A 17,784-nucleotide genomic window follows, 5' to 3' on the forward strand; every position below is an offset into this window, starting at 1 on the left:
CGCCTGAAAGCAAACCTCTACTTCTCCGATACCCCGCCTTTGGACCAGGCCTTGTTCCTCATGTTGAAAACCGCCCACGCTATAGCAAGGATCGCAAATGCGACGGAATCGACGATCAGGCACATCGACGGGTTGTTGCCGACGATCGAGAAGACGGCGCCCATGTAGTAGGATGCGGCGAAGTTACCGAGGTTCATCGCTACCATGACAAGCGATGCCACCATGGCAAGACCCGCCTTGTTGGTGACGTTTCCGCATTCGAGGTTGACAACGGGTATAACCAGGCACCAGCCGAACCCGAATACGAGAATGCCGATGGTGAACAGGGCAACCGAATTCGCATTCGCGATGATCACGTTGCCGATAAGCGTGATGACCAGAGCCGCCGCACCGGTATACCTTCCGAAAAGGCGCACGAGCTTATCCATGAGAACCGAGGACACGACACCGGCTAGCACGAACACCGAGAGCAATGTGCCCGCTATACCGGCAACGGTTGTCGGATCTTCCCCGGGTACGTTCGTCGCCATCAAGGTAGAGAAGTTCATCATAGTCGGACTGCAGACCACCTGAGCAAGCAGGAAGACGATGATGAAGAACCAAGCCGTTCCGGGAATATGGGACTTCTCTTCCGTAGTACCTTCAGCAGCCGCTTCCTCGGCAAGCGTCGGAGGCTCCTTGAAGCAGATGACGAAGATAAGAAGAGCGACGAGCGCGAGGCCGTAGGCCCAAAACGTCAGACGCCAATCGATAGCGCACAAGAATCCGCCGAGCAACGTCAGGACGACGCAGCCAGCCTGCTGCATGGCCCCACCGCGGCCGAGGTACTTCGAGCGCTCTTCCTTGTTGTTGACGATACGAAGGAAAACGGCTGCGCCGAGAGGAGACACCATACCCATGCCGAAGCCCACGAGAGCTCGGGCGATGAGAATCGAAGTAAGCGAGTCGTTCCATATTGCAGGAAGACAACCGAAAACAAGGTAAACCAACAGCGCGGCAATGCCGGCAACCTTGAAGGGGATCTTTTTGCCCGCCACGGCACCGATGAACAACGTGCCGATGATGGTCGTAAGAGACGGTAAGCTCTGAATCAAGCTGATCGTGACCGGATCGGCATCGGGAAACGCCGCACCGAACGCTGCCAGAGCGGGTGTAACCGCACCAGCACCCGCAACCATGATATAGAGAGCGTAGACACCCCAGGCCTCTTTCATGTTCAGGGCCTTAACTATACTTGACATATAACCCTCCTTAGCTGTTTGCAATCATTTTTTGCGACATCAGGTCGCATTACGCGTACCAGCTACTCTGTTGTCGATTTCCTCCTTTCTTGCACCGTCTTGAGAAGAGCGAATAGGGCCACGGCAACGGCTGCAACAATGAATATCCCTGCCGTAAAGCCGAATAAGGCGCGCTCGGATGAAAAACCCAAAGCACCGACCAGCATCATGTAGTACGGGGTAAAGATCTGCCCCCCGAGCTGGAAGATGCACATCATGGTCATCCCAAGCGTTTTTCGCGTGTCGGGGGCAACGATCGACATCGCCGACATGAAATACGGATTGATGGTGCCCATGCAGAATCCCAGCAAAACCATGCCGGCGAATACGGCCGGTATGCTCTCGGCCACCGAAAGCGTAATGAACGCAGCACCCGCGAAGCAAAAGGAGACAACCGGCGCAAACCGCTTCAGTTTTTCGAGATACGCCGCGAAAAAGAGGCTGATAAGAAACGAGGCGCAGGTCATGCACGACACACCCGTTCCGCTGTCGGCAGAGGTTCCAAGGCCGTTGAGCTCAACGAACAAGGACAGCTTGAAGGTGGCCACCATCGCAAGCACCATGAAAAGAAGCATGCTTATGCCGACAAACCACATTTTCCAATTCAGAGGCTCCTTGCTGAGACCCTTGTCGGCCGCCTCCTTCTTTTCGGGCTTGAAGTTGGGCAGATAGATCGCCTGAAGCACCAAGATGGGGGCAAAGATCAGATAGAACAGGAAGGCGAGCTTCCAGTTGACAAGCGCCACCCAACCAGCCGCCATACTCAAAGTAAACGACAGGAGCGACCCGCAGGCGTTCATCCAGCCGAGCATCTGGTTCTTCTCGTGCTCGCTGAATAGGTATGCAATCGATGACGGCACAAGCGGGAATGCGATGCCCGCCCCTATACCGAGAATCGCTCGGGTTAGCACCAAGACACCCATGTTCGGCGCAAACATCGCCGAGAGGCCGGCGAGCATGAACAGCAACGTGCCGAACATGATGAGCTTCTTTTTATTGAAGTAGCGGGCAAGAACGCTCGAGCACAGCATGGCGGGCAACATGGTCATCGCCGTCACCGACATCGCCTGATCGAGCATAAGCTCGGTCGCATCGGGATACGCCACCGCAATACTTGCCAACAAGGGAGATATGAGGGCCGTTTGCACCATTCCGTCATCGCCGCTGAGCAGCAGCGAGAGCTTGGCACCCACTTTCGATTTCCGGCCTTTGCCCCACTGTGATTCATCTTGCTTGCGAGCGTAGTCCATCGATACCCCCTTGTACGATTTCCACCATCAGTTCAGATCAATCGAATGCGAAACCACTCGCATCCGCTTCGCCCCCGCATCTGCAGAGCAGCTGCCCATCCCAAAGCGAAATGCGCTAAAAACTCGGAGTTTCACCTGTTCAAAGTACCGTTTAATCCAGTTTGAGGATTGTCCGCATTCCAGCCTCGCCGCTGCACCCTACCTTCTCAAAATCTCAGAACCCGAACCATTATCGGGGAGTATGCATTCCGCCCCCAAGTCCATTTCATACCATTGGTATGAGGCTCCTTTCGAACGTGCAAACCACCGGACGAGGGACAGCATCAAGCGCCGTTGATACGATGCAGCCAGAAACCGAATCCGGTTATCTCGCACGTAATCCATGCCTACCGAAAGGAGAATGCCATGTGCTTCAGACCTGCCGCGATATCCGCCGACAAGACATGCCCCGCATGCGGAGCAACATGCCAGCCCAATGAAACAGTATGCCCCGAATGCGGGGCAGAACTCCCGGCAAGCGCAATGCCCGTCCCGAACGTTGGCGCTCCGGGCGCACCCGGCACCCCCAGCGCTCCCGGAGCCCCAGGAGCCCCGAAGGCCCCAGGAAGCCCCCAAGCCCCTAAGGCTCCTGGCAGCAAATAGGCAGACGGCTTCCAAACGCGTCTCAGAGCATGCGTTTGGGGCTTGCATAGCTAAGCGACGAACAAGAGGAGAAGGAAGTGAGACGATGACTAAGAAGTATTTGGAGGGGAACCAATACAACCCCGACATCTACCGCAGCGATCTCGACCATTGGCAAGAGGGCGACTATACCGTCTACCGCACTACGCAGTGGACGGCGCCGGGATGCCATGACGGCTGCGGCATATTGGCCTACGTAAACAAAGAGGGCAAGCTCGAGAAGATCGAAGGCGACCCCGCCAACGGGTACAGCCGCGGAGCCCTGTGCATGCGATGCCTCGATATCGTTGAGGCCATGTATGCAGAAGACCGCCTGAAGTATCCCATGAAGCGCGCCTACGAAGACCGCGGGAAAGACAAGTGGGAGCGCATCAGCTGGGACGAGGCATTCGATCTCATCGAGGAAAAGGTTCGGTATTTCCAGGAAACGTACGGAAGCGGATCGATCGTCGTGCAGCAGGGAACCGGACGCAATACCACGTTCTTCCACTCCACCGCTCTGTGCTACGTCGGCTTCAACAGCCCATCCGACACGGGAGGATTCCTTTCGGGCAGCTCCTGCTATGGACCGCGCGCTTCGGTTATGGCCCTCATGGCTGGGTGCTTTATCATATCCGACATGTCGCAAGCCCTGCCCGAGCGCTTCGATTCTCCCGACTACGTACTCCCCGAATGCATCCTCATTTGGGGCAACAGCCCACTCGTATCGAACCCCGACGGCTTTTTGGGCCATTGGATCGTCGAGGCCATGAAACGCGGCAGCGAGCTTGTTGTCGTAGATCCGCGCCTTACGTGGCTGGCAGCAAAAGCCAAGTACTGGCTGCCCCTGCGCCCCGCAACCGACGCCGCTTTAGCCATGGCTATTGCAAACGTCATCGATGAGGAAGATTTGATAGACCACGAGTTCATCGATTGCTGGAGCTACGGCTACGAAACCTTCATCGAGGGATGCCGTACCATGAGCGTTGAGCAGGCAGCTGAAATCTGCTGCCTCGACGCCGAAGACATTCGCGCTGCCGCACGGTTCATCGGGTCCGCCAAGCCATGTTCTCTGCAATGGGGGCTCAAACTCGACCAACAGGTTTCCGCTACTCCCGCCGGTCAAGCCATTATGGGGATCGTCGGCATGACGGGCAACATCGATGTGCCCGGCGGCAATCTGCTCATGGTCGATCACGCCTTCAATCTTGCGCTTTCCACGGGAAGCAACTGGCGCTTCGTTCCCGAAGACCAACGCAAGATGATCCTCGGGAACAACCGCTATCCCATGCACGCGCAAGGCGATGTCGGCAATATGGCGCAAGAAGATGTGGTTTTGGAGACGCTCGAATCCGATGGCAAGCTCAACGACGTCGGAAAAGACTTCCCCTTGAAAATGTTCGTACTTTACTCCACCAATCCCATCAGTAACATGGCAACCGAGGCTCCTCGTATCTACGACGCCATGGTGAATCATTCCGAGTTCAACGTCGACATCAACTACGTGCTTACGCCTTCGGCCATGGCATACTGCGAACTCGTTCTGCCTATCGCCATGGGTCCGGAGCGCAACTCGCTGCGCGCATGGTGGTGGCCCCTGCGAGTCATCCGCAAAGCGTCCGATCGCTACTACGAATGCAAAACCGACGAGGAGCTGGTTGCCGAGCTCTGCAACCGCCTGAATCCCGATAGCCCCATACCCAGCAACGACATCGACTGGATGAACCAGATCCTCTCCGAATCGAACACCGATCTCACCTTCGACGAACTTACAAAGAAGGTTATCGTATGGCCCGATTGGCATTACAAGAAATACGAAACCGGCGAAGTGCGCTACGATGGCCAACCCGGCTTCAACACCTACACGGGTCGCTTCGAATTTACACCCGTGCTGTTCCAGCAGTTCAACCTGCCGCTCGCCCCCTATTACGAGGAGCCGCGCGAAAGCCCGGTATCCACACCCGATCTGGCCGAAGAGTACCCGCTCATCCTTATGACCGGACGCCGCTCGTGGGAGTTCTTCCATTCCGAGCATCGCAACCTCGAAACCATGCGTGAATTCCATCCTGACCCCATCGTTGAAATCTCGCCTGAACTGGCCGAGGAGCAAGAAGTTCAAGACGGCGACTGGGTATGGATCGAGAACCATCGCGGCAGGTGTCGTCAGCGGGCGAAAATCACTCCGGGCCTCAACCCGCGCTACGTCATGAGCGAGCATGGCTGGTGGTTCCCCGAAGGCGACCGCGAGCGTCTGTTCGGCGTATTCGACTCGAACATCAACAATCTGACCACGCAAAGCAACATCGGGCAATCGGGATACGGGGCGCCCTACAACGGCCTCCTATGCAAGATATACAAATGCACCGAATCCAACAGCGAAGTTCTTCCTACCGAACAAGTAACAGAGAAAGGGGGCTGGAGCTATGAGCGCAACCATCTCGAATTCTAATCAGGGCCTCATCGTACAGTACGATTTCTGCACCGGCTGCCATGCCTGCGAAGTAGCCTGCAAAAAGGAGCGCGGACTCGACAAAGGCGAGTTCGGCATCAAGGTAATGGAATACGGCCCGGCAAAGAAGCCCGATGGGCGTTGGGACTACTTCTTCATCCCCGTACCAACCGACCTGTGCGACCTATGCGCCGACCGTACAAGCATGGGCAAGCTACCCGCCTGCGTGCACAACTGCCAAGCGAAAGTCATGGAATACGGCGACGTTGAAGAGCTCGCGAAGAAGATGACCTACATCAAGAAGTGCGTACTGTTTGCTCCAGGGGAAAAGGACTAAAATCGTCCGGTATGCTCAGCTGCTGAGCATACCGGACAAAGGCTTGCGTTTTCCTCAAGACGTACGCAAGGGGGCGATCGCAGCGCGATCGCCCCCTTGCTTTAACGGGCTCTATCGGCTCGAGAGCGAACAGGCTAAATCCTCATCGATAAACCCCCATCAGCACATGGTATACTTACTGCCTGCAATTCGAGGCATCGCGCCATATCTTGCAACACAGAGCGGGGGTCCTGTGACAGATTCGTCCACACAAGATATCGACTTTTCTCCAGCGACGGGGGCCAACCTTCCATCGGTCACCATGAATATGCTGCTCGATCTACTTACACAATCGGATATCCTCTATAAGCCGGCCCCCCTACCCCGAAAAAGCTTTCGATGGTTTGCCGCGGTTTCTCGCGAAAACGTCGATTGCGCGGCACCCTCGAACATTGCAGATGCCCACCTGCTGTTCGTGTGCGGCGAAGACGAGGCCGAGGCACTGCTTCGGGAAAAGCCCACCGCATTCGTACTCGTCCTTGCCGGAAAAAAGGAGCAGGGCACTGAAGCACCCCCCCCCGAGGACTGCCGAGCTGAAAAAGGTTTTTCCTCGAAACCCTATCGCGACCGCATGATAGTTATCCGGCAGCAAAGTCGGTTCGCCTATTTCATCTTCAAGCTGCAGTCGTATTTCACCCAGTTGCTCATCTGGCAAAACGAGCTTGATCGCATAGTCGCCTGCCGTGGAACGCTCACCGAAATGCTCGATGCAAGCACCACGGTGATCAAGAACTTCATGTTCGTTTCCGATAATAGCTTTAACGTTATCGCCCGAACTTCCAACATCGAACCGCCCGATAACCTGCACCGCCTAATCATCGAAACAGGTTGTCTGACGCCGCAAATGATCGAAGAGAAGCGACATCGCCTTTCCGAAAAAGATTATTACATCAAACCCCCGTCCGACCTGACGCCCTACGCGCGCCTGTCGCGCCCCTTGTATCTGAACCACACCTACTTTGGATCCCTGTCCATGTCGTGCAACGCCACACCGTTGACCGAAGGGCTTAAAGACCTGTTCGGCATATTGGCCCGGCACATCATGCCTCTGTGCGAAATGCTGTGGCGCACGCAGGTGAAGCTGAACGTCCCGCATTATTTCTTCTTCTCTAAGATGCTCGAACACGCAGAGGTGACCGACGAATACGTACGCTCGCAGATGGACCTCGCCCACCTCGCCGATGACACGGAGTTCAAACTCATCGTCATGGAAGTGGACGGGGAAACAGAACCCGACCACGCCGCGCGGGCGATACGCGCGGCAATCGGCATCAACAAAGGTGACGTGTTTTGCTTCCCCTACCAGAACGCCACGCTCGTGCTGTGCCACACGCCGCCGAGCGACAGCATGCTCTCCCACATCAAAACCATAGAAGACCTGAGCAAACGCATCTACCAGCCACTGGGCATCATAAGCGGCGTCTCAGAGGTGTTCACCGGTATCACCAACCTTGATCTGGCTTACCGCCAGGCGAAAATTGCGCTGGGGCTCAAAAACACCATCAGCAGCGAGCAGTTCGCCTCGGAGCATGAAGCGAGCAAGGGTGTCTATCTGTTCGGTGACGCCCTGCTCTATTTTCTCGTCGACCCAAGCGACAAAGACGCACGCTTTATGAGCTTCTGCTTCCAGCACACCATTCTGGAGAAAATCTACGAGGAAGACCAACAAAACGATACGAACTACCTGGCTTTGTTCTGGTTCTACCTGTATTACGGGCGAAACGCCACGGCGGTGGCACAGCGGCTGTACATGCATCGCAACACTGTGCTGTACCACATTGAGAAGCTGCAGAAGCGCTTTGACTTCGACCTCTCCTGGCGCACGGCGCGCGACCGCATGATGCTCGATTTCAAGGTGTTCTTCCTGACCATGAGCCACGAGTCCATCGAGAAGATATTCATCGATGTCCAAGACGACGCAGGCGGAAACAAGGCGTAAGCGCGGCGGCGAAAGGTATTTGGGAATGGATTCCTACCACGGTTTCGCGGGCTGGTCACCCTTCACGGTGGCCAGCGGAATGCACGAGCGCATCAGGAGCACCCACAGCACGATGCCCACCGCAAGGGCGACCATAGTGGTGACGCTCAAAGCCGTGATGTAGTCGGGCCACGGCAAGAGCGGCATGAGCATGCCCATAGAGCCTATGACGCCGCGAATGAAGCTGATGAGAGCAGACGCAGAACCTGTGTCGCTTTTCTGCTGTTCAAGCAGAATGTTGGTGGAATACGGCCGCACACACGCCTGCATGATAGGCACCACCATGCTCACCAGGCAGAACGCCAGAAACCCACAGCGGCCTACCGTGGCCAGCAGCACGCCTCCCACAAAACCCAGCACGAGGGCGCCCGTAGTGAACAGCTTCACGCCCGTGCGCTTTGAAATGGCCGCATAGAGCGCCGGCCCCGCCACGCCTACAAGCGCCGCAGCGGAAAAGCACAGGCTGTAGCTCATCTCGCCTAAACCATAGATACCCATGTACACATACGATGCCACGGCGATGTAGGCCATGAAACTCATTTCAAGACAACTCACAGCAACGAGGAACACCATGAAACCCTTGTTGCGCGCTACTGCCGCCAAGCGGCCCAAGACCACACCCGCACCGCCGCGCACCCTTCCCTCGTCGGAAATGGTCTCCTCGAACGCAAGCGAGGCCGCAAACGCCGCAACACCCACAACGGTAAGCGCCCAGAATGACGCACGCCAACCGAGCGAGCTGATAATGACCGCGCCCAGCAGCGGCGCCACCACGGGGCCAATGACAAAGAGCACCTGCATGATACCCAATACGGTGCCGCGATGGGCGGCGTCGAACGCGTCTTTCACCACAGCCATGCTCACTGAGGACGCACCCCCTGCTCCCAGCCCTTGCAGCACACGGGCGAACACGAACACCTCCACAGTGGGAGAAAGCGCACATAGCAGACTTCCGACGACATAGAGCGCATAGCTTGCGACGAACGCGGGCCTACGTCCGAAACGATCGCTTATCGGCCCGAACACGAGCATACCCAGCGTGAAGCAGACGAAGAATCCCGAAAGCGTGAGGTTCACCATATCGGGCGTAGTGGAAAAGTAACCCGCCATGTAGGGCACAGCCGGCGTGTACATGTCAAGCGAAAGCGGCGTCATGAACGACGACACAGCCAGAAGCGCCATGAGCCCGCCGATGCGCAAGCGCCGTTGCGGGGCAACGAGCCATTCTCCCACGTGTGGCAGTGCCATGTTCAGCCTTCCTCCCGTACCCGTAGTGTTCTTTTCTCCCTCAGCTCGCAGGGAGCCTCCGCGTACGGAGGCTCCCTGCGGCTGGCATGCAACACGTCAACCCATGTAAAACGTTTTTGCTGCGACGCCGCCCGCAGACGGCGAGCGCCCGCCGGCAAACCGTGCGCTATTGCTCTTGTTCGCCTTCGACAGCAGCTCGGTCATCAGCAATCTTGCCGGCAACGCTGGAGCGCACATTCGGGAACAGGAACAGCGAGAGCACTGCGACCACGCACAACACAGCGGTGGCCACGTAGATTCCCTGGTAGTACACCACGCCGTCGACCGCACCCGTCGCCGCGATGGCAATGGGCGAAATAACGTAGGAGGCAAGCAGGAACATGCCGAAGTTCTGGAACGTCGCCTGAATGCCGCCCACAACGCCGTAATGCTCGGGCTTGACCGAAGGCAGAAGCGTCGGCAGCATCTTCGTGAACGGCATGACGCATGCCATAAGCAGCGGTTGCACGCAGAAGATGATCCATGTAGCCGAGCCGTACGGAAGGAAGAACACGATGGCGAAGCAGATGGCGGTACCCACCAGGCAGATGATGAACGGTACGCGCATGTTTTTGAACAGCTTAGCGAAGACCACCGGCAGCGCCATGGAGGCGACGCACGCAATAACCGTGTTGAGAGTGGACATATCGCCCGCAATGCCCGTCAGAGACGGATCGCCCATAAGCGTCGTCACAGCGGCCACCATGTAGGAGCCGTTTACGTTGGTCATGCCGAACACGAGAAACGCCGTGATGGCGATGGCCCACACGTACTTGTCTTTGACAACCTCGCGCATGTACTGACCCACCGGCTCGCTGGACCGCACTTCCCCGTCGGGATGCTTGCGATACACCGCAAACCAAGCAACGAGCCCGAACACGATGAGTCCGAAGCTCAACCACCAGCCTTCTTGAACGCTCTCCAAGTGCGAGCCTACCCAGATGGCCAAGGCGGCACCAGCCGACATGCCAGCGGTGTACACGCCCATGGCGAACGAATTCGCCGTGCCGGGAAACCACGTGCGCAAAAGCTTCGCCGAATTGGCGTTCAGCGCAGCGACGCCCGTACCCATAAAAAAGCTGGAAATGAACAGCGGCCAGTACTCAGTGGTGAAGCAACGCGCCAACGCGCCCAAGGCCGCGATGGCGAACGCCACAAGGAATACCTTGTTCAAGCCGACGCGGTCGGCCAGCACACCACCGGCGACGCAGAACAGCACGCCGGAAAAATACGGAATGGACATGATCATAGAGAACATCATCGGCTCGCACTGGTACTGCTGCATGACCATAACAGCCGCGCCACCCGGCAGAATGAACGCGAACTGCAAGCCGATGAGCAGGATCGTCATCCCTATCAAGATTGCCCAGCGCCACGGATAGAGCTTTTCCTCTTGCATAGAACCCCCTGTCTTCGAAATTCTTCGAAATTTCCTTCGCAATCGGCTCGCGGCGAGCCTTCCCCTCGAGGGCGCTTGCAGGCTCTTGCCAGCGCAGACCCTAGCAAAACCCCCGGCAAACGCGCCGTTGGCCCAGCGCGTTTATTGTATGGAGCGCGCTCATGCGGCTTCTATGGAGATTGCCCCTAAACCTCCGTTCTTTTTTTGGAGCAATCTCCATAGAAGGCAAATTCAGCCGTTTCCTATACTTTTGAAAATTGGCTTTGCCAATCAGAAAACACAGGATCAAAAGGAGAGTTCAATGGGAGAGAAAAGCAAGACCGGCAATGCCTGGTTGAATTTCATTCTCATCTTCATCATGGGAGCGATTTTCGCCATCGGCTTTTTCAAGGTTCCGCCTGCCATGGGCAGCCTCATGGAGTACTTCCAGTGCGGCCTGGGCGAGGCTGGCTGGTTCATGTCGGCTTGTTCGGTGGCCGGCACCATCATCGCGTTCGTCACCGGCGCCATCCAGACCAAGATCGGCCCGAAGGGCATGCTGATCGCCGCGCTCGTGTGCATGGCGCTTGACTCACTCGTCGGCGTGCTGGCGCCGAATGTGGAAGTGTTCATCATTTCGCGCTTCATCGGCGGCTTGGGCAACGGCTTTTTGGCCACGGCAGGCCCCACGCTCATCACGCTTCTGTTCAAGGATCCCAGCAAGCGCGGCATCCCAAACTCCATCTGGGCATGCTGGACCGCTGCAGGCTCCCTGATCATGCTGAACTCCTACGCATTCATCTTGAGCGCAACGGGCGGCTGGCAGGGCGTCTGGTGGGTGTGCCTGGCCATCGTGGTGATCGGCCTTTTGCTCACCGTCTTCTGCATCCGCATCGACCATGCTGAGGAAATGGCCATGGTGGCGGCCGGCGGCGACGTAAAGCCGTGGGCGGGCCTCACGTCTTTGAACTCGTGGCTGCTCGTCATCGTGTTCGCCTGCTTCGCCTTCATCTTCTCAGTGTGGTCGGCCATGGCGCCCACCTATCTGCAGACCCCGCTCGTAGGCATGGACATGGCCGCCGCCAATTCGGTGTCGTCCATCACCACCGTCACGGGCATCGTGGGCTCGCTCATCATCGGCGTGGTACTGAGCAAGGTCAAGAACCAGCCGCTCGTACTGGTGGGAACCATGGTGCTATGCACGGTTGCCGGCATCATCCAGTTCATCTTCACCGGCCAGGCCGCGATTATCGTCGTCGCCGTGTTGGTAGGCCTGTTCACCAACATCGTGCCGCCGGCGCTGTTCTCCAACGCGCAGTGGGCCGCAAAGACCCCTGCCGGCGTGGCGCTGGTCATGGCCGCGCTGCCCATCGGGTCCAATTTCGGCGGCATCCCTGCGGCCCCCATCGCGGGCGCCATCGTGGAATCCACTGGCAGCTGGGCCATGGTGGCCGCTCCTTTGGGCATCGTGGGCGCCATCGGCCTGGTGTGCTCCATCGTCTTCATGGTGCGCTGCGGCAAGTACGCCGTGGAGTCCCAGAGCAAGTAAACCCATTTCGGCCGGCACGCAAGGGCATCGCATGGCGCGTGCCGGCCCGATTCGTCTCTTCTCGTGGCGAATCAGACAGCAAAGGGGCGGTGCGACGTCCCCGCCCATATCCCACCTCGCGGGATGGGATATGGGGCAAAAACCGTCTGGAAACAACGCGATTCAGAATAGGAGGAAACGCATGGATGATAATAGCCAACGCGTGCTCATCGAATACAAGGGCATGTTGGAAGACGGCACCGTTTTCGACTCAAGCGAGGAAAACGGCCCGATGGACATCACCATTGGAGCCGGACAGGTGATCAAGGGCATCGACGAAGCCCTTGCAGAAATGGAAGTCGGCGAAACGCGCACAGTCACCATCCCCTGCGAAAAGGCTTTCGGGCGCTACAGCGAATTCAACGTTCAGAAGCGCGATCTGCGCTACGTTCCCAACGCGGACGAACTGCCCGTTGGACAGCGGATATCCTTCACAGGCCCCGGGGGGCAGAAGGTTTCCGCGCTAGTTCAGAAAATCGAAGACGGCTATGTTTTCCTCGACTTCAACAACAAGCTCGCCGGAAAAACGCTGATCTACGACTTGAAGATCGCCGAAGTCCTTCCGAAGAAGACACGCCGCACACCCCTCTCAAACTACGGCGCTATGGCACGGACGGCAAGTACCCGCCCCGTTTCCGAAGTACCGGTGTTCAACAATTTCCTCAACAACCTCGGTATTTCGCCCGAGGACATAGACCAGCGCTACGAGGCTCTTGAAAAAGGGGCCGGAGAATCGGCGTAGATGTCGATTCTTTACCATCTGGATACAAGAAGGCAGGTGCAACGCTTGGTTCGGTTTGTCTTCTTGTCATCATAGTAGGTGCCAAGACAATTTCGTTTTGGATGTCAGTTGAAAAAGAAAGGTATTCTCATGTGTTTTAGACCATCAGGTATCAGCTTGCCAAAGAAATGCCCCGAGTGCGGGGCTATTAACGACTCTGATCGGGAAAAATGCGAGCAATGCGGCGCCGACCTGCCCGAAGCTGCCATGCCCGGCGCCCCTGCAGCTCCCGGCGCCCCTGCAGCTCCCGGCGCCCCTGCAGCTCCCGGCGCCCCTGCAGCTCCCGGCGCCCCTGCAGCTCCGGGTAAGCCTCAGGCCTAGCGCGTCGAGCCCCGCCCGGTACACTCGCTCAAGGGTCGGGGCGAGACAGGACGGAAGAGGCCTGAGAGCCGCATCACCGAACCCAAACGAACCGAAGCAGAGCCATGCTGACAGGAACCGGTTCCGGAGTCCATCCGGAACCGGTTCCTTCATTTTTATGACCCCTCGTCCGGGCAAGGCGATGCTGCCCAAAGCCCGCATGGAGCTGAGACCCGACGCTTTCTTTCGTTTCGGCCACAGGAAGACCATGCCATAGCGCCAGAGCAACCATTGTTTGCAGGCACATCAAGGAAGCGAAGGGTCATTGGATCAATAGGATGCAGATCAATTTCGATGGATCTGCAGATCGACCTCGATGGCTCTGCCGCATGCTGCGGGCAATGAAAGGGGCCTGGTTCAAAATGAATCGAACCCCGATAGCGCGAAGAGCCCCACTGTTGGACAATCAATGAATCGGACCGCCATGGGGTTCTTCGGGTCGGAGGCAGGATTGCTCGGAAAGGAGCATTCAGGGGGTTCGGGCGGCGCTTCGCGGACGGGTACACGAAGCGCTCGACGACGACGCGGCACGAGTTCGGCCTTCCGAAGCCCGTCGGCCGTTTCGGCGCGAGGGGCAGCGCCCGGATACGCGAATGCGCCAAGCGCTACCTTAGCGGCGTATCCATGGATTTGCGCGGCACGAAGGCGTCTATCGCGTGCTGAAGCCGCCCGAATTCGCCGTGTTAGTGACTCCGGGCTGAAGCTCCAACGACTCGCCGCACGACTCGCATGTTTTCGACCCGAGAGGGTTCTTGTGCCCGCAACGAATGCATACAGGCACCAGGATGGCCTTTGGTTTCTCTCCCCTGCACAGACCGCAGTTTATACAATAGTGACAACGTCCCATAGGCAGCCATCTCCCTTTCTGCTCTCTCGGTAGTCCACGTCAAAAAGGCCCAACTGCACCCAAAGCAGTCAGGCCTTTGACCGAATGATTCAAAGAAGGGCTTATCGCACGTAGATGACGATCTTGTCCTTCTGGGCGGCCTTGGCCCGAGCGGCCAGGTCCTCCACCTTGCCGTAAACCATTGCCGCGTTCTGGCAGTGGTGTACGCAGGTCGGCAGTTTGCCCGCTGCCACGCGATCGGCACACAGGTCGCATAGGTCGGTGGGCATGGGCAGGTAGTCGTAGTGCCAAGAACCGTCGCTGGACTGGCACGGTCCATCCTGGAAGATGCGGATGCCGAAGTCGCTTTCGGGCATGTTATGCTCCATCTTGCAGGCCGTCAGACAGGCATTGCAGCCAGAGCAGTACTCATAGTCTATGAACAGACCGTATTCGCCCTTGATGTCAGACATGTAATCTCCACCTTTCTTCCTCGCCCGGTTCCAGCCCAGCGGCTGGAACCGGATCGAGCATCGTCGCAATTCCTAGTAGCGGTACTTGTGGGCTGCGGGGTCGTCGAGATCGATAGGATTGGGAGCCATGCGCTCGTGGGTCTTCCAATACTCGTCGATGTCGAAGAAACCTTCGGGTTCGTAGTCGGGAGTCCAGCCGTCATAGAAGCTGGGCTTGTCGGTAGTATGCGTCTGGCCATGAGTGTAGCCGGTGGTGCACACCTGATAGCTGGGCTGGTCTTCCGGCTTGCTGTTCTCGGGCGTGCACTTGTAGACGGTGCACATGCCGCACTTGATGGGAGCGCCATAGCCGTTGGAGCCGTTCTCGCACTGCGGGATGAGGTTGTTGGGGTTGCAGTCGAACACGCCGAAGAGACTGGGTTCCGCAGGCTCCTGTTCGGGAAACCACCATCCGTGCTCGGTGGAGACGACGCGGGGGTCCAGAGACGGGTTCAAGCGGGCACGCTGGCGCATCTTGCCCATCTGGTTCTCGATCCACACCCATTCGCCGTCGGCGATGCCGTACTCGGCCGCAGTGTCGGGATGGATGTCGAACATCGGATCGGGATGTATCTGGCGGCTGATGGTTTCGGGCTGACGCCACTCGGAGTGGAAGAACTCGTACGAGCGCTTGCCGGTGGTGAGGATCAGCGGGTACTTCTCGGCGAGCTCGGGCGTGGACACGGGGCTCGTCGGGGGCTCTTGGTAGTACGGCAGCGGATCGTCGCCGAAAGAGGCGAACAACGTGCAGTACAGTTCATAGCGGCCCGTGGGGGTCATGAAGCCGACCTGCCCGTCAGGGCGCAGCATGCCCTTTTCGTATTTGCGGTAGTTGTAATGGTGGTACCACATGCCATGGTACTTCTCTTCTACCGTCTCCATAGTCATCGGCGAGCCGTCCTCGTCCACGACACCGTCGCGCTCGAGACGCCAGTTCATGTAGGAGCGGTCGTCCACCACGTGCTCCGGCCAGGCCTCGGGATGGATCCTGTGGCCGAGCTCGATCATAATGGTTTCATCGGACTTGCACTCGCCGTAGTCGGAGCAGGCCTTGGTAAGGGTGCGCAACGGGTCGAACCACACGCGCAGGCAGTCGCGTTCGGGGCTCATCGCACAGGGGAGAACCAGGTCGGCAAACGCAACGGCGGTCGGCGTGATGAAGAGGTCCTCGACCACGACGAAATCGAGGGTCTTCAGGGCGCGATACAGGCGTGGGGCGTCTTGGCCCATGTTGGCGATCGGGTTGGCGGATTCGATCCAGAGCATCTTCACGGGATGGGGCTGCTCGGTCTCAACGGCCTGCAAGATAGAATCAGCCTGCGAGGAGGCGGTGAAGCCGTACTGCTTCAACGGGTAGCGCTTCACGCCAAGGCGGTTCTCCACCATGTTCGTGCCCTCAAGCTCCCAAATACCGGAGTTGTAGCCGAACTCGAGGCTTGCGGCTTGGTCGATGAGGACGTTACCGCCGGGGACGTCGATGTTGCCGGTGATACCCACCAAGCATGCGAGGGCATGGGCGGTGATGACGCCGTTCTTCGACATGTCGACGGCAAGGCCCCAATGGATGGTCGCGGGCTTCGCGGCGGCGTACATGCGGGCGGCGGCCACGATCTCCTCTTCGGGGATCCAGGTGATCTCGGCAACCTTCGAAGGCGGGTACTCCTGCACGCGCTCAGCCAAGGCCTCGAAGCCGTACGTCCACTTTTCAACGAACTCGTGGTCGTACAGATCCTCGTTGATGATGACGTTCATGAAGCCGAGCGCCAAGGCGGCGTCGGTGCCGGGACGCACGCGCAGCCATTTTTCGGAACGAGCGCCGATCCAGGTGAGCTGCGGATCTATGGTGATGACCTTCGTGCCGCGTTTCATGGCCTCGATGATCCAGTGACCCTGGAAAGCGTCGGAATTGTTGATCATCGGATTGGTACCCCAGATGACGGCCACTTCGGGGATTTCGTATTCGGGATCCAGCTCGTAGCGCTTGGATCGGAACTGGGAAAAGTCGGAAACCCACTGATTGCCCATGATGACGTAGCACAGCGCCGTGCGGGGCAGCATGCAGGAGTCGCCGGACAGGAAGCACAGCGTGAGGTCGGCGCCGCCGAAGTTGGCGTACTGATTGTGGGCGATGGCCTGGGAGACGTTGCGGCCGGTGCCGATCATGGATACGATGCTTTCCGGACCGTAGTCGCGCTGGATGCGATGGACATTCTCAATGATCATGTCGTACGCTTCGTCCCAGCTGATGCGCTCCCATTTGCCCTCGCCGCGCTCGCCGACGCGCTTCACGGGATGGGTCAGACGACGGGGGTTGTTGACCATCTGGGGCAGTTCGAGACAGCGCATGCACAGGCGGCCCGCCGTGTAGGGGTTGTTGGGGTCGCCTTCGGTCTTCACCAGGCGACCATCCTTGTCGGTGTAAAAGATGATGCCGCAGCTCTGATGGCAGCCAGGGCCCGACCACATGACGGTGCGGGTGGCATCGAGGTCGCCTTCTTTGTAACGGGCCTTGAAGGGGTACTTGTCGAAGTTGTAGTGGTTGTTGTAGTCGACGCCGTATGCAATGCCCCGCTCGCGCACGGAATCGCCTATCTGGTCATCGGCCTCGGTGATTTGAACCAAGGTGTTCGATCGGGCAAACGCAGCCTCTTCAAACGCCTCGCGATCATTCATTTCGTCACTCATGATCCGATCTCCTCTCGTTGTCGCTGATGCGAACAGACGTGGACGCCGCCCCGTGCGGCACTCGCGACTGCCCGTCCTCTTCACTCGTCTTCCCTTTCCGACCAACCGCCACGTCTTCGCGAGATAGCCAGGAAGCAGATACTTGCCATTCTATAAAGAACGCAAAAAATCTTTGGCTGAGCATCCTCCAAAAATGAGAGGGATATTTTGGAGCATTGCCCGTGGAATATCGGACAAGGTGCTTTTTAATAATCACTTTCCTTTTTGGAATACTCCTTTCATTTAACGAAACGCGAACCACCCCGTTTCCTTTCTACACTTAGCAGCAAGAGCCTGGGCGCTATCCCATCCCGATGGTTCATTCGAGACGGGAT

12 protein-coding genes are annotated in these 17,784 nt (G+C 57.9%); 5 read left to right on the forward strand and 7 right to left on the reverse strand.

Going from position 1 to position 17,784, the window contains the following annotated elements; translation table 11 throughout:
- Positions 1 to 17 precede the first annotated feature (17 nt).
- Together MWL89_RS10790 and MWL89_RS10795 are read right to left on the reverse strand one after the other, a co-directional pair.
- Positions 18 to 1,241, reverse strand: coding sequence for an MFS transporter (locus tag MWL89_RS10790; RefSeq protein ID WP_244386004.1), 1,224 nt, complete (start codon positions 1,239 to 1,241; stop codon positions 18 to 20).
- A 62-nt stretch (positions 1,242 to 1,303) separates the two neighbouring features.
- Positions 1,304 to 2,530 carry an MFS transporter gene (locus MWL89_RS10795; protein ID WP_244386005.1) on the reverse strand — a complete coding sequence of 409 codons (1,227 nt, stop codon included), beginning with the start codon at positions 2,528 to 2,530 and terminating at the stop codon, positions 1,304 to 1,306.
- A gap of 727 nt (positions 2,531 to 3,257) precedes the next feature.
- Here MWL89_RS10795 and MWL89_RS10800 point away from each other — a divergent pair.
- The 3 genes from MWL89_RS10800 (at position 3,258) to MWL89_RS10810 (ending at position 7,954) form a co-directional block, all read left to right on the forward strand.
- Positions 3,258 to 5,639: a molybdopterin-dependent oxidoreductase gene (locus MWL89_RS10800; RefSeq protein WP_102377691.1), complete on the forward strand. Its 2,382-nt coding sequence runs from the start codon at positions 3,258 to 3,260 to the stop codon at positions 5,637 to 5,639.
- On the forward strand, positions 5,614 to 5,976 hold the full coding sequence (locus tag MWL89_RS10805; RefSeq protein WP_102377690.1) for a 4Fe-4S dicluster domain-containing protein: 363 nt from the start codon (positions 5,614 to 5,616) through the stop codon (positions 5,974 to 5,976). Before MWL89_RS10800 ends, MWL89_RS10805 begins: the two co-directional genes overlap by 26 nt.
- 232 nt (positions 5,977 to 6,208) lie before the next feature.
- Positions 6,209 to 7,954, forward strand: a complete 1,746-nt coding sequence (locus tag MWL89_RS10810) for a PucR family transcriptional regulator (protein ID WP_244386006.1) — start codon at positions 6,209 to 6,211, stop codon at positions 7,952 to 7,954.
- Positions 7,955 to 7,987: 33 nt separating this feature from the next.
- Here MWL89_RS10810 and MWL89_RS10815 read toward each other — a convergent pair whose 3' ends face one another.
- Both MWL89_RS10815 and MWL89_RS10820 read right to left on the reverse strand, forming a co-directional pair.
- Positions 7,988 to 9,241: a Bcr/CflA family efflux MFS transporter gene (locus MWL89_RS10815; RefSeq protein ID WP_102377688.1), complete on the reverse strand. Its 1,254-nt coding sequence runs from the start codon at positions 9,239 to 9,241 to the stop codon at positions 7,988 to 7,990.
- 166 nt (positions 9,242 to 9,407) lie between these two features.
- Positions 9,408 to 10,679 (reverse strand): MFS transporter, encoded by a 1,272-nt coding sequence (locus MWL89_RS10820; RefSeq protein ID WP_102377687.1) that lies wholly within the window; start codon positions 10,677 to 10,679, stop codon positions 9,408 to 9,410.
- A gap of 301 nt (positions 10,680 to 10,980) precedes the next feature.
- Between MWL89_RS10820 and MWL89_RS10825 the strand changes: the two genes are divergently transcribed.
- The gene (locus MWL89_RS10825; protein WP_180994983.1) at positions 10,981 to 12,207 is read left to right on the forward strand and encodes an MFS transporter; all 1,227 of its coding nucleotides are present in this window, start codon (positions 10,981 to 10,983) and stop codon (positions 12,205 to 12,207) included.
- 181 nt (positions 12,208 to 12,388) lie between these two features.
- Complete coding sequence (locus tag MWL89_RS10830) at positions 12,389 to 12,988, forward strand: FKBP-type peptidyl-prolyl cis-trans isomerase (protein WP_180994982.1); 600 nt, start codon at positions 12,389 to 12,391, stop codon at positions 12,986 to 12,988.
- Positions 12,989 to 14,036: 1,048 nt separating this feature from the next.
- Here MWL89_RS10830 and MWL89_RS16410 read toward each other — a convergent pair.
- From MWL89_RS16410 to MWL89_RS10840, 3 genes are all read right to left on the reverse strand, one after another.
- Positions 14,037 to 14,234, reverse strand: coding sequence for a zinc-ribbon domain-containing protein (locus tag MWL89_RS16410; RefSeq protein WP_425226270.1), 198 nt, complete (start codon positions 14,232 to 14,234; stop codon positions 14,037 to 14,039).
- A gap of 101 nt (positions 14,235 to 14,335) precedes the next feature.
- The gene (locus tag MWL89_RS10835) at positions 14,336 to 14,686 is read right to left on the reverse strand and encodes an oxidoreductase (protein WP_102377683.1); all 351 of its coding nucleotides are present in this window, start codon (positions 14,684 to 14,686) and stop codon (positions 14,336 to 14,338) included.
- A 72-nt stretch (positions 14,687 to 14,758) separates the two neighbouring features.
- Positions 14,759 to 17,410, reverse strand: coding sequence for a molybdopterin-dependent oxidoreductase (locus MWL89_RS10840; protein WP_244386007.1), 2,652 nt, complete (start codon positions 17,408 to 17,410; stop codon positions 14,759 to 14,761).
- Positions 17,411 to 17,784: the final 374 nt, after the last annotated feature.

The organism is Raoultibacter timonensis, assembly GCF_022845715.1.
GTDB classification, from domain to species: Bacteria; Actinomycetota; Coriobacteriia; order Coriobacteriales; family Eggerthellaceae; genus Raoultibacter; species Raoultibacter timonensis.

What these genes read in the sequence shown, in the direction of transcription:
- MWL89_RS10790 (WP_244386004.1), bottom strand. Translation starts at nt 1,241, where the DNA reads ATGTCAAGTATAGTTAAGGCCCTGAACATGAAAGAGGCCTGGGGTGTC.
- MWL89_RS10795 (WP_244386005.1), bottom strand. Translation starts at nt 2,530, where the DNA reads ATGGACTACGCTCGCAAGCAAGATGAATCACAGTGGGGCAAAGGCCGG.
- MWL89_RS10800 (WP_102377691.1), top strand. Translation starts at nt 3,258, where the DNA reads ATGACTAAGAAGTATTTGGAGGGGAACCAATACAACCCCGACATCTAC.
- MWL89_RS10805 (WP_102377690.1), top strand. Translation starts at nt 5,614, where the DNA reads ATGAGCGCAACCATCTCGAATTCTAATCAGGGCCTCATCGTACAGTAC.
- MWL89_RS10815 (WP_102377688.1), bottom strand. Translation starts at nt 9,241, where the DNA reads ATGGCACTGCCACACGTGGGAGAATGGCTCGTTGCCCCGCAACGGCGC.
- MWL89_RS10820 (WP_102377687.1), bottom strand. Translation starts at nt 10,679, where the DNA reads ATGCAAGAGGAAAAGCTCTATCCGTGGCGCTGGGCAATCTTGATAGGG.
- MWL89_RS10825 (WP_180994983.1), top strand. Translation starts at nt 10,981, where the DNA reads ATGGGAGAGAAAAGCAAGACCGGCAATGCCTGGTTGAATTTCATTCTC.
- MWL89_RS10830 (WP_180994982.1), top strand. Translation starts at nt 12,389, where the DNA reads ATGGATGATAATAGCCAACGCGTGCTCATCGAATACAAGGGCATGTTG.
- MWL89_RS16410 (WP_425226270.1), bottom strand. Translation starts at nt 14,234, where the DNA reads ATGGGACGTTGTCACTATTGTATAAACTGCGGTCTGTGCAGGGGAGAG.
- MWL89_RS10835 (WP_102377683.1), bottom strand. Translation starts at nt 14,686, where the DNA reads ATGTCTGACATCAAGGGCGAATACGGTCTGTTCATAGACTATGAGTAC.
- MWL89_RS10840 (WP_244386007.1), bottom strand. Translation starts at nt 17,410, where the DNA reads ATGAGTGACGAAATGAATGATCGCGAGGCGTTTGAAGAGGCTGCGTTT.